Origin of the sequence: Streptomyces cupreus, assembly GCF_014257025.1 — a bacterium.
Taxonomy (GTDB): Bacteria; Actinomycetota; Actinomycetes; order Streptomycetales; family Streptomycetaceae; genus Streptomyces; species Streptomyces cupreus.
On the sequence record NZ_JACMSF010000050.1, the window covers coordinates 1 to 12,519 of the forward strand.

The following is a 12,519-nucleotide window of genomic DNA, read 5'->3' on the forward strand; positions in this document are numbered from 1 at the left end:
GAACGGGGCGGTCAGTCCACGCCTCTGATCCGCCCCACCAGCACCGCCCCCGCCACCGCGATCAGCGCCGAGACCAGGTACAGCACGCGGTAGCCGCCCAGGTGGGTCACGATCGGTGCGGCCACGGCCGGGGCGGCGACCTGGGGGAGGGCGTTGGCCACGTTGATGACTCCGAGGTCCTTGCCGCGGTCCAGGGCCTTCGGCAGGACGTCGGTCATCAGCGCGAAGTCCACCGACATGAACACCCCGAGGCCCACCCCCAGCAGCGCCGCCACGACGATCGCGCTCGGCCAGGTCTGCCACGCGGCCAGCAGCGCCGTGGCCGCCGCCATCAGTACGCCGGACCAGCGCACGAACGGCTTGCGCCGCCCCACCCGGTCCGACCAGACCCCGCCCACCACGACCGTCGCCAGCAGCGTCACGCTGTTCACCGCGGTCAGGATCAGCACGCCCGACTCCGGGTCGTCGTGGTGCAGACGGTCCCGCAGGTAGTAGAGCAGGTAGAGGATCACCAGGGCGTTGCTGAGATTGATCAGGAAACGGGTCAGCCAGGCCCAGCCGAAGTCCGGATAGCGGCGCGGACTCACCCAGAAGCCCCGGACGAACGCCCTTGAGGACCACACCGGCCGGTCCGTGACCCCCAGCCTGAGATCCCCGTACCGCAGCACGTACGGCAGGACACCCGCCAGCGCGAACACCGAGCACGCCGCGTATCCCGCCGCGATCCCGCCCGCCGCCGTCGCGAGCCCCGTCCCGGCGACCGCCCCGAGGATCTGTGCCGCGCCCAGCCAGCCGCCCACCGAGCCCCGTTGCAGCCGCGGCACCCGGTCCGGCACCGCCGCCGTCACCGCCGCGAAGGCCGCGTTCAGGGTCAGCTGGACCAGGCACCAGCCCGCCATCATCGTCCAGGGCCCGTCCGCACCGGCGAGCAGCGACAGCGACAGCGCGCCGCCGACCGCCCCGGCCACGATCCATGGCCTGCGGCGGCCCCAGGGGGCGGTCGTCCGGTCCGACAGGGCGCCGAACAGCGGGTTCGCCACCAGTGACACCGCCGCGCCGACGCCGGTCACCCAGGCCAGCAGCGTCTCCTTCGACATCCCGGTGCCGGGCGCGAAGTCCTCCGCCTGCTCGGGCAAGAGGATCTGCAGGGGGCCGTACCAGCCCACCCAGATCGCCCAGTTGGCGAGCGACAGGGCGGTTGTCCAGCCCCGGCCCACCCGGTCTGTGGGCTCGGCCAGGGCCGTGACCGTCATCCCTGCGCCCGCAGCATGTCCCGGTACCAGCGGTAGGACGCCTTCGGGGTCCGTTCCAGGGTGTCGTAGTCCATGTGCACCAGACCGAACCGGCGCGCGTACCCTTCCGCCCACTCGAAGTTGTCCAGCAGCGACCAGACGAAGTAGCCGCGGACGTCCACGCCCGCCTCCACCGCCCGGTGCAGGGCGCGGATGTGACCGTCGAGGTAGGCGATCCGGTCCTGGTCGTCGACGCCCTCGTAGGAGCAGCCGTTCTCGGTGATGACGACGGGCGGGAGCCGGTCGCCGTAGCGTTCGTGGAAGCCGGTGAGGAGCTCGGTGAGCGCCTGGGGGACCACCGGCCAGCCGAAGTCGGTGACCGGGACGCCTTCGATCTCCCGGACGGAGAAGGGGAGTTCGGCGGGCATGGTCACCCCGCCGAACTCGATCTCCTCGCCCTGGGGAGCGCCCACCTTGGTCGGCGCGTAGTAGTTGATGCCGTACCAGTCGACCGGCTCCCCGATGACCTTCAGGTCCGCCTCGACGTCGCCCGGCATCAACTCGCCGAGCCCGGCGGGGTATTCGCCGAGCAGGACCGGGTCCGCGAACAGACGGTTGAGCAGGACGTCGTAGAACTCGGCCGCCTCCACGTCGGCCGGCTCCTTCGAGGCCGGCCAGGTCGGGCCGTGGGAGTTGGCGATCCCGAGGTCCGTGACCCCGGCCGCGCGCAGGGCCCGTACGGCCAGACCGTGGGCGAGGAGCTGGTGGTGGGCGACCGGGAGGGCGTCGAACAGGAGCTGCCGGCCCGGCGCGTGGGTGCCGAGGGCGTGGCCCAACAGGGTGTGCTCGGCGGGCTCGTTGAGGGTGATCCACTTGTGTACGCGGTCACCGAGCCGCTCGGCCACCTGTGACACGTACTCGGCGAACCGGGCGGCGGTGTCCCGCTCCAGCCAGTCCAGGCCGACCGGCAGGTCCCAGTGGAAGAGGGTGGGCACCGGGCGGACGCCCGCCGCGCACAGTTCGTCCACCAGACGGTCGTAGAAGTCGAGGCCGCCGGGGGAGTTGACCCGGGGCCATGAGAGGGAGAAGCGGTAGGCGCCCACCCCGAGGCCGGACAGCAGGGCCACGTCCTCGCGGTAGCGGTGGTAGTGGTCGCAGGCCACCGCTGCCGTGGAGCCGTCCTTCACCCGGCCCGGCACATCCGTGAAGGCGTCCCACACGGACGGCTCGCGCAGCTCCGCCGCGCCCTCGATCTGATGCGCGGAGGTCGACACGCCCCACAGGAAGCCCGCCGGGAACTGAGGTATCGGGTGCTCTTGAGTCGCCATGCGCCGGATCATCCGTACCCCCGGTAAGGGAAGTCAACGGCCCGGCGTGAACAAGCAGTTACGCACCCTCCTTCAGCACTTTGGTGATCAGCTTGCGCTGTTCCTCGGTCAGCCGGGGATCGGAGCAGTACACGGTCTTCTCATCCACCGTGATCTGGTAGCTGAACCCGTCGGGCACCCCGACGGGTGGCGTGCCCCGGCCCGCGGCGACCGCCTTCTCGGCCAGGGCATGCCACTCGGGTGCGTCGGGCCGCCCCGAGGTCTCCACCTCGGCGTGCCGCTCGATGCCCGCGAATCCGCCCGTGCGCCTCACCTGAATACGCATGGGACCTGTCTAGTACGGAATCAGAGGGTGCGCACGCCGACTTGCTCCCAGGCCTTTTGCACCGCCTGGAACTCCTCGCTGCCGTCGCCGTACCGTGCCTTCGCGGCGGCGGCGGTCAGTGTGGCGAAGTCGGCGAACAGGGCCTGCGCCTTCAGCTCGCCGCCGGTCAGCACGTCGTACCAGATCTGCCCGGCGCGCTCCCAGGCGTGGCCGCCGAGGGCGGTGGCCGCGAGGTAGAACGCGTGGTTGGGGATGCCGGAGTTGATGTGCACGCCGCCGTTGTCACGGCCGGTGCGCACGTAGTCGTCCATCGTCGCGGGCTGCGGGTCCTTGCCGAGGACGTCGTCGTCGTACGCCGTGCCGGGCTCCTTCATGGAGCGCAGCGCCTTGCCCGTCACCCGCGGGGCGAGCAGCCCGGCGCCGATCAGCCAGTCGGCCTCGGCGGCGGTCTGGCCGAGCGTGTACTGCTTGATGAGCGCGCCGAAGACGTCCGACATCGACTCGTTCAGGGCGCCGGGCTGGCCGAAGTAGGTGAGGTTGGCGGTGTACTGCGTGACGCCGTGGGCGAGTTCATGGCCGATGACGTCGATGGGGATGGTGAAGTCGAGGAAGATCTCGCCGTCCCCGTCGCCGAACACCATCTGCTCGCCGTTCCAGAAGGCGTTGTTGTAGTCCTTCTCGTAGTGCACGGTCGCGTCCAGCGGCAGACCGTTGCCGTCGATGGAGTTGCGCTCGTAGGCCTTCAGGAACAGCTCGAAGGTGGCACCGAGGCCCGCGTAGGCGCGGTTGACGGTGGCGTCCTTGCCGGGCTCCTCGCCCTCCGCGCGGACCTTCCTGCCGGGCAGGTCTGTGCCGTGCCGGGCGTCGTAGATCGTGCGGTGCGGCTGGTCGGGCTCGGCGCCTGCGGGCGGGGCGACGGAGGGCGCGCCGAGCACGGTGGTCAGTCGGCGGTGGGTGCGCTCGTAGGCGTCGCGCTGGAGGGTCCGGCGGGCCGGACCTGCCAGCGCGGGGTCCTCGGCCTGGGCCAGCTTGTCGAGGACATGCGGTGGTACGACGGTGCAGAAGACGGGCTCATGGCCCCCGTTGGTCGTCATGCCCGGCACCATTGCACTGTGTTATGCCGCTGTCACCACCCGCAACCATGATTGGTGAAATGTACCCACAACGCCCCCGCTGGGCGGTCGCGAAGTGGTATAGCGCACTTTTTGTCCTGTTCGTCCGCCCGGTCCCGCATACTGATACGCACCGTCGCATCACGGAGAGCCTCGGCTAACATGCGGACCATCATGTTTTTCGGGCTGCTTCTTCTTAGCTGCCGCGGCGAGGGCCTGTAGTCCAGGTCGACTCCCTCCCCGCGGAGCTTCGCGTTGCGTCGTCGGCCGTCCTTCCGGACATCCTGAGGAGCCCCGCAATCATGGCGAACCGCCAGCAGCCCAGTTCCATGCCGATCCACAAGTACGGCCGTTACGAGCAGGTCGACATCCCGGACCGCACCTGGCCGGAGCAGCGCATCACCACCGCCCCCCGCTGGCTCTCCACCGACCTGCGCGACGGCAACCAGGCCCTGATCGACCCGATGTCGCCCGAGCGCAAGCGCCGGATGTTCGACCAGCTGGTCAAGATGGGCTACAAGGAGATCGAGGTCGGCTTCCCGGCCTCGGGGCAGACGGACTTCGATTTCGTACGGTCGATCATCGAGGAGCCGGGCGCGATCCCCGACGACGTCACGATCTCCGTACTGACCCAAGCCCGCGAGGACCTGATCGAGCGCACGGTGGAGTCCCTGAAGGGCGCCAAGCGGGCCACCGTCCACCTGTACAACGCCACCGCGCCGGTCTTCCGCCGGGTGGTCTTCCGCGGCTCCAAGGACGACATCAAGCAGATCGCCGTCGACGGCACGCGGCTGGTGATGGAGTACGCGGAGAAGCTGCTGGGTCCGGAGACCGAGTTCGGCTACCAGTACTCGCCGGAGATCTTCACCGACACCGAGCTGGACTTCGCCCTGGAGGTCTGCGAGGCGGTCATGGACGTCTGGCAGCCCGGCCCGGGCCGCGAGATCATCCTCAACCTGCCTGCCACGGTGGAGCGTTCGACCCCGTCGACCCACGCGGACCGTTTCGAGTGGATGGGCCGCAACCTGTCCCGCCGTGAGCACGTCTGCCTGTCCATCCACCCGCACAACGACCGCGGTACGGCCGTCGCGGCGGCCGAGCTGGCGCTGATGGCCGGCGCCGACCGCGTCGAGGGCTGTCTGTTCGGGCAGGGCGAGCGCACCGGCAACGTCGACCTGGTCACCCTGGGCATGAACCTGTTTTCGCAGGGCGTCGACCCGCAGATCGACTTCTCCGACATCGACGAGATCCGTCGTACGTGGGAGTACTGCAACCAGATGGAGGTCCACCCGCGCCACCCGTACGTGGGCGACCTGGTCTACACGTCCTTCTCCGGCTCCCACCAGGACGCCATCAAGAAGGGCTTCGACGCCATGGAGGCCGACGCGGCGGCTCGCGGGGTCACCGTGGACGACATCGAGTGGGCGGTGCCGTACCTGCCCATCGACCCGAAGGACGTCGGCCGCTCCTACGAGGCGGTCATCCGGGTCAACTCGCAGTCCGGCAAGGGCGGTATCGCCTACGTCCTGAAGAACGACCACAAGCTGGACCTGCCGCGCCGGATGCAGATCGAGTTCTCGAAGCTCATCCAGGCGAAGACGGACGCCGAGGGCGGCGAGGTGACCGGCGCCGCCATCTGGTCGGTGTTCCGGGACGAGTACCTGCCGAACCCGGAGAACCCCTGGGGTCGGATCCAGGTCAAGAACAACCAGTCGACCACCGACACCGACGGCGTGGACACGCTGAAGGTGGAGGCGACGGTCGACGGCCAGGACACCGTCCTGACCGGCTCCGGCAACGGTCCGATCTCGGCCTTCTTCGACGCCCTGCAGTCCATCGGCATCGACGTACGCCTGCTGGACTACCAGGAGCACACGATGAGCGAGGGCGCCTCCGCGCAGGCCGCGTCGTACATCGAGTGCGCGATCGACGGCAAGGTGCTGTGGGGCATCGGCATCGACGCCAACACGACGCGTGCCTCGCTGAAGGCGGTCGTCTCGGCGGTCAACAGGGCCGCGCGGTAACGCTCCGCTGCTGGGGCCGCGACGGCTCGGCGGTCGGCTGCGGCACCGTTGTGGCCGGTCGCGCAGTTCCCCGCGCCCCTTACCGGCGCTGCCCCGCCCGGCGTTGAAAGGCCCCGCCCGCCGTTTTGGTGGGCGGGGTTACGTCGTATACCGGCCATTCACTGTGCAGGTCACGGAAAGGTCTCGTCCTGGGTGCTGACTAGGCCTCCGGGATGTGGCTAACATCACGCAAGCGCGGCGATGTTGCCGCGAGGTCACGCGGAGGTGCGACGTGCTGCCAGGACGGGGACGAAACGGCCGTGCCGCGAGGCCTGCCCGCATCCTGGGCACCCGTACCGCGTGGACGGCCGTCGGCGACGGCGAGTTCTTCTGTCCCGGCTGCGGAGGGGACCGCAATTACCAGCGGCTGACCGGCCGCCGCCGCTTCACGCTGCTGGGCGTCCCGGTGCTGCCGCGCGGTGAGACGGGGCCGGTGGTGGAGTGCGCGGCCTGCCGCCGCCACTTCGGCACCGACGTCCTGGACCACCCCACCACCACCCGCTTCTCCGGGATGCTCCGCGACGCCGTCCACACCGTCGCCCTCGCCGTCCTCGCCGCGGGCGGCTCCTGCGCCCGTACGGCCCTGGAGACGGCCGCCTGCGCGGTCCGCGCGGCCGGCTTCGACGACTGCACCGAGGAACAGCTGGACGCCCTGGTCGAGGCGCTGGCCGCCGACACCGGCCGAGTCCTGGGCGAACCCTGCGGAGCGGGCCTGGCCATAGAGCTCCACGAGGCCCTGGACCCCCTCGCCCCACACCTGGCTCCCGCGGGCCGCGAATCGATCCTGCTCCAGGGCGCCCGCATCGCCCTGGCGGACGGCCCGTACACCCCCGCCGAGCGGGAGGTCCTCAGCACGGTGGGCGCGGCCCTCACGATCTGCGGCGACGACGTGACCCGGCTGCTGGCGGCGGCGCGTACGCCGTCGTAGTACTCCCCGGGGAGTAACAGGAGCCTTCCGCCGCCCCCGGAAGTACCGTCCAACTCGCCCTCGCGCCCGACGAACAAGCCCCCTTCCGCCGGAAGTCTGGAACCCGACCCAGACAACCCGACCGGAGGGAGGCCCGTCTCATGGGGGCCGCAAGGACATCTGACCGGCGACGACGGCGTGCCGTGCCCTGGGTGGTGCTCGGGCTGTGGATCGCCGTGCTGGCGCTCACCTCGCCGTTCGCCTCGAAGCTCGCGGACGTGCAGCGCGACCGGGCCGTCGACTATCTGCCGGCCAGCGCCGACTCGACCCAGGTCGCCAAGATCCAGGACCGGTTGCCCGGCGGCGAGACCACGCAGATGGTCGTCGTCTATCACCGGGACGCGGGGCTGACCGAGGCCGACAAGGCCACCGCCGCCGATCAGATCGCCGAGATCGCCGGGTCGCACCGGCTGACCGGTGAGCCGGTCGGGGTGCCGTCCAAGGACGGGACCACCCTGATGTACCCGGTGGCCAGCAATGAGCCCGGCATCGACGAGAAGGCCCGCGACGAGCTCGTCAACGACGTACGGGACGTCGCGCGGGGCGGCGACGGGCTGAACGTCGAGGTCGGCGGCGAGGGGGCGCTGGCCACCGATGCCGCCGAGGTCTACAACTCGCTCGACGGGCCGCTGCTCTACACCACCGTCGCCGTGGTCGCGCTGCTGTTGATCATCATCTACCGCAGTCCGTTCCTGTGGCTGGTGCCTCTCTTCGTCGCCGGTGTCGCCAACTACCTGTCCATGGGCGTCGCCTACGGGCTCAACCAGTGGTTCGGCACCTCCGTTTCCGGCCAGAGTTCCGGGATCATGACGATCCTCGTCTTCGGCGCCGGCACCGACTACGCCCTGCTGCTCGTCGCCCGGTACCGCGAGGAACTGCGCCGCATCGAGCGGCCGTACGAGGCCATGGTCGCCGCGCTGAAGGGCTGCGGGCCCGCCGTGCTCGCCTCCTCGGGGACCGTCGCCGCGGGTCTGCTCTGTCTGCTCGCCGCCGACCTCAACTCCAGCCGGGGCATGGGGCCGCTCGGCACCGTCGGTGTGCTGTGCGCGCTCGTCGCCATGCTGACCCTGCTGCCCGCGGTCCTGGTGCTGCTCGGCCGACGCGTGTTCTGGCCGCTGATCCCGCGCTACGGCAGTACCCCCAAGGCACGCCGGTCGCTGTTCGCCGCGATGGGCAGCTCCGCCGGACGCCGTCCGCGCACGGTTCTCGTCGGTGGTGCCCTGCTCCTCGGGGCGCTCGCGCTCGGCACGCTCAACCTGCCCGGCGCCATCAAGCAGGAGGACTCCTTCACCTCCAAGCCCGACGCGGTCGCCGCCATGGAGACCCTGGGCCGGGCCTACCCCGAGCGCTCCACCCAGCCCATCACCGTCATCACCCCGGCCGACCGCGCCGAGACCACCCTGGCCGACATCCGCGGCACCCAGGGCGTCGACAGCGCGGAGCAGGGACGTACCGGAGGCGGCTGGGCCGAGATCTCCGTCATCGCGAAGGACGCTCCCCAGTCCGCCGGGGAGACCACGACCATCGAGGATCTACGCGACAAGCTCGACGGCTCCTACGTCGGCGGACCCAGCGCCGAGCAGATCGACCTGAAGGACACCAACGCCCGCGACCGGCTGATCGTCGTACCGATCGTGCTGGTGTCCGTGCTGCTCATCCTGATCGCCCTGCTGCGCTCCGTCGTCGCACCGCTGATCCTGGTGGCGGCCGTGGTCGCCGTGTGGGGCGCCGCCCTCGGCATCGGCGGGCTCGTCTTCGGGCCGGTGTTCGGCTACGAGGGCACGGATCCGGGGCTCGGACTGCTCTCCTTCGTGTTCCTGGTCGCCCTCGGCGTCGACTACGGCATCTTCCTGATGCACCGGATGCGCGAGGAGTCCCTGAACGGCGCCGAACCGGTCACCGCCGCGCTCACCGCGCTGCGTACCACGGGCGGGGTCATCGCCTCCGCGGGCCTGGTCCTCGCCGCCACCTTCGCGGTGCTGACCAACATGCCGATGGTGCAGCTCGTCGAGCTCGGCTTCGTCATCGCGGTCGGCGTGCTCCTCGACACCTTCCTGGTCCGCACCTACCTGGTGACCAGCGCGAGTGTCGCCCTGCGCCGCAAGGTGTGGTGGCCGGGCGCCCTGTCCAAGGAGCCCGCCGACCCGGTACCGCCGAAGGAACCGGAGCGGGTCACCGCCGCAGCCCACTGACCGCCAGGGCGCCCCGCCGCCTGGATGGCTCGATCGCCTGCGGGCGCTCCAGCCGGTGCCGAGACGGCGATCGTGCTCAGCCCTTCGGGCCTCCGCGCGTTCACCATCTCGGCACCGGCGCGCCCTTCGGCTCCCTCGCAGCCTCCCGGAGGGGCGCCCTCCTAGCGGAAGATGACCCCGTGCAGCCATCCACCCCAGCGGCCCGCCCCCGGATCGGTGAGCGGATCATGGCCGCGATCAACCGCGATCCGACGACCGCCCGGCACGGCACCCGCAACGACACCCTGCTCGCGGTGGCGGCCGCCGTGCTCGCCGTGTGCATGGCCCTGTTCACCGACGACGCCCGCCGGCCCGACGCGCTCGGCTGGACGCTGCTGATCGCCGCCCATGTGCCACTGGTGTGGCGGCGGCGCAAGCCGCTGCTCGTGTTCGCGGCGGTGGTGGCGCTCGTCCTGCCCTACCACGTCCTCGACAACAACCACAGCGCGCCCGTCCCCGCCTCGTTCATCGCGCTGTACACCGTCACCGTCACCCAACGCCCCTTCCGCACCCTCGTGGTCACCGTCGCGGGCCTCGGCCTCTCCCTGACCGCGATGCTCACCCTCGGCGGGGACAAGCAGGCCGCCGAACTGCTGCGCATCTACGGCTGGGTCCTCGCCGTCGTCTTCGTCGGCATCGACGTCCGCTACTACCGTCAGTACATCGCCGCCATCGTCGAGCGTGCCGAACGCGCCGAGCGCACCCGCGAGGAGGAGGCCCGCCGCCGGGTCGCCGAGGAACGCCTGCGCATCGCCCGCGACCTGCACGATCTGCTCGCCCACAGCATCACCCTCATCGGCGTGCAGACCTCCGTCGCCGCCCATGTGCTGGCCGCCGACCCCGAGCGCCTGGACCGCGAGACGGTCGCCAAGGCCCTCGACGACATCGCCGAGACCTGCCGCAGCGCGCGCGGCGAACTGCGCACCACCCTGGAGGTGTTGCGCGAGCCGGGACCGGCCGACGCGCGCGGCCCGCTGCCCGGCCTCGACGGCCTGCCCGACCTGGTGGAGGCGGCCCGGCTCGCGGGCGCGCGGGTGGAGCAGACGGTACGGATCGGGCAGGCGCCCCCCGCCGTCGGCGCCGCCGCCTACCGCATCGTCCAGGAGGCGCTCACCAACGCCGTACGGCACGCGGGACCCGAACCGGCCGTCCGTGTCGACCTGCGCGAGCGGGACGGCGCCCTGCACCTCGCGGTCACCGACGACGGCACCGGACCGACCCCCGGGAAGGCACCGGGCTTCGGGCTCGTCGGAATGCGCGAGCGCGCCCGCAGTGTGGGCGGCACACTCGACGCCGGGCCGTGCGAACGGGGCGGCTTCCAAGTGACCGCCGTACTTCCGCTGGGAGGAGCCACGTGACCATCCGCGTCCTGCTCGCCGACGACCAGACCCTCGTCCGGGCCGCGTTCGCCATGCTCGTCGAGTCCGCGCCGGACATGGAGGTCGTGGGACAGGCCGGAACCGGCCGCGAGGCACTGGAGTTGGCCCGCACCGAGCGGGCCGACCTCGTGGTGATGGACATCCGGATGCCCGACCTCGACGGCATCGAGGCGACCCGGCTCATCGCGGCCGACGAGGACCTCGCCGGGGTCCGGGTCCTGGTGCTGACGACGTACGATACCGACGAGCACATCGTGGAGGCGCTGCGCGCCGGGGCGTCCGGCTTCCTGGTGAAGGACACCCGTCCGGCCGAACTCCTCGACGCGATCCGCACGGTCGCCGCCGGTGAGGCGCTGCTGTCGCCGGGGCCCACGGCACGGCTGATCGCGCGATTTCTGCGCAGCCCCTCGACCCCGGCCGTGGGCGGTCCGGAGTGCCTGTCCGAGCGGGAGCGCGGGGTGCTCACGCTGGTCGCGCGCGGGCTCAACAACACCGAGATCGCCGACACGTTGGGGCTCAGCCCGCTCACGGCCAAGACCCACGTCAGCCGGATCATGGGCAAGCTGGGAGCGCGCGACCGGGCGCAGTTGGTGATCGTGGCCTACGAGTCGGGTCTGGTGACTCCGGGAACCCTGTGACGGACAGGTCAATGTCTGACACTCCGTCAAGGGAGCTCGATGACTCTTCTGAGCCGCACACTCCTCGTCACCGCAGTACTCCTCACTCCGCTCACCGCGACCAACCGCGCCTCGGCGGCCGCCGAATGCACGTCCTCCGTCCCCTATGTCTCGGGGCGGGGCGGCTACGACACGTACCGCATCCCGGCGACGGTCACCACCGGCCGGGGCACGCTGCTGGCCTTCGCCGAGGGCCGGCACGACGGCGCGGGCGACACCGGGAACATCGACGTCGTCCTCAGACGCTCCGCCGACGGCGGCTGCACCTGGGGCCCGCTGATCGTGGTGGCCGCAGGGGACGGCGACACCCGGGGCAATCCGGCGCCGGTGGTGGATCCGCGTACGGGCGCGATCGTGCTGGTCACCTCCTACAACAGCGGCGCGGTGACCGAGGGGCAGATCATGCGGGGCGAGGTGACACCGGAGCAGAGCCGCCGGGTCTTCGTCCAGAAGAGCTGGGACGACGGCCGGCGCTTCAGCCGGCCGCGGGACATCACCGAGCAGGTGAAGCCGCCGAACTGGCGCTGGCACGCCACCGGACCCGGGCACGCGGTCGCCCTCCGGTACGGCCCGCACGCGGGCCGTCTCGTGGTCCCGTCGAACCACTCGGCCGCCCCGCCGCCCGGCTCCGCCGACTCCGGCCAGGAGCCCAAGTACTACGGCGGTCACGCCATCTACAGCGACGACGGTGGCACCACCTGGCGCAGGGGTTTCACCGACGACGTCTACGACGGCAAGAACAACGCCAATGAGACCACGGCCGCCGAACTCCCCGACGGCAGGCTCTACTTCAACTCCCGTGACCAGCACGGCACCAGCATCGGCAATCGCCTCGACAGCTGGTCGGCCGACGGGGCGGGGACCTTGGCCCGCCCGTACGCGATCCAGCCCACCCTCGACGAGGTGCCGGTGGTCCAGGCGAGCGTCCTGCAACACCCGGGATCCGGCGCGCCCTTGCTGTTCTCGGGCCCGTCGGATCCCACCACCCGGCAGTCCATGGCGGTGTGGCGCAGCACCGACGGCGGGGTGACGTTCACCAAGGCGCATACCCTGTCCCAGCAGCGCGCCGCCTACTCCGACCTGGTCAGGGTCGACCCGGAGACGGTCGGGGTGCTGTACGAGACGGGAGCGAAGAGCCCGTACGAGACGATCGAGTTCCGCCGGCTGCCGGTGAGCGTGCTCTAGAGCACTCCGGCAGCCGCGGG

At 71.1% G+C, this 12,519-nt stretch carries 10 protein-coding genes; 6 read left to right on the top strand and 4 right to left on the bottom strand.

Annotation, left to right across the window (positions count from 1 at the left end; translation table 11 throughout):
• Positions 1–11: 11 nt before the first annotated feature.
• From H4N64_RS33455 to H4N64_RS33470, 4 genes are read right to left on the bottom strand one after another with little or no spacing between them, the layout of a single operon-like run.
• Positions 12–1,253, bottom strand: coding sequence for an MFS transporter (locus H4N64_RS33455; RefSeq protein ID WP_186286284.1), 1,242 nt, complete (start codon positions 1,251–1,253; stop codon positions 12–14).
• Entirely contained in the window at positions 1,250–2,572 is a 1,323-nt protein-coding gene (locus H4N64_RS33460; RefSeq protein ID WP_186286285.1) for a GH1 family beta-glucosidase, read from the bottom strand. The genes H4N64_RS33455 and H4N64_RS33460 overlap by 4 nt, the downstream gene beginning before the upstream one ends.
• 46 nt (positions 2,573–2,618) lie before the next feature.
• Positions 2,619–2,885 carry a protealysin inhibitor emfourin gene (locus H4N64_RS33465; RefSeq protein ID WP_186286286.1) on the bottom strand — a complete coding sequence of 89 codons (267 nt, stop codon included), beginning with the start codon at positions 2,883–2,885 and terminating at the stop codon, positions 2,619–2,621.
• Between the two features lie 20 nt (positions 2,886–2,905).
• Positions 2,906–3,979, bottom strand: a complete 1,074-nt coding sequence (locus H4N64_RS33470; protein WP_186286287.1) for a M4 family metallopeptidase — start codon at positions 3,977–3,979, stop codon at positions 2,906–2,908.
• Positions 3,980–4,299: 320 nt separating this feature from the next.
• On the opposite strand from H4N64_RS33470, the gene leuA reads away from it, so the two are divergent.
• From leuA to H4N64_RS33500, 6 genes are all read left to right on the top strand, one after another.
• On the top strand, positions 4,300–6,021 hold the full coding sequence (gene leuA, locus H4N64_RS33475) for a 2-isopropylmalate synthase (protein ID WP_186286288.1): 1,722 nt from the start codon (positions 4,300–4,302) through the stop codon (positions 6,019–6,021).
• A 271-nt stretch (positions 6,022–6,292) separates the two neighbouring features.
• A complete protein-coding gene (locus H4N64_RS33480) occupies positions 6,293–6,988 on the top strand; it encodes a TerB family tellurite resistance protein (RefSeq protein ID WP_186286289.1) in 696 nt (231 codons plus the stop codon).
• Positions 6,989–7,128: 140 nt separating this feature from the next.
• The gene (locus H4N64_RS33485; protein WP_186286290.1) at positions 7,129–9,219 is read left to right on the top strand and encodes an MMPL family transporter; all 2,091 of its coding nucleotides are present in this window, start codon (positions 7,129–7,131) and stop codon (positions 9,217–9,219) included.
• Between the two features lie 227 nt (positions 9,220–9,446).
• Positions 9,447–10,616, top strand: coding sequence for a sensor histidine kinase (locus H4N64_RS33490; protein WP_186286341.1), 1,170 nt, complete (start codon positions 9,447–9,449; stop codon positions 10,614–10,616).
• Positions 10,613–11,275, top strand: a complete 663-nt coding sequence (locus tag H4N64_RS33495; RefSeq protein ID WP_186286291.1) for a response regulator — start codon at positions 10,613–10,615, stop codon at positions 11,273–11,275. Before H4N64_RS33490 ends, H4N64_RS33495 begins: the two co-directional genes overlap by 4 nt.
• A gap of 39 nt (positions 11,276–11,314) precedes the next feature.
• Positions 11,315–12,499 (top strand): sialidase family protein, encoded by a 1,185-nt coding sequence (locus tag H4N64_RS33500; protein WP_186286292.1) that lies wholly within the window; start codon positions 11,315–11,317, stop codon positions 12,497–12,499.
• The last annotated feature ends 20 nt before the right edge of the window (positions 12,500–12,519 follow it).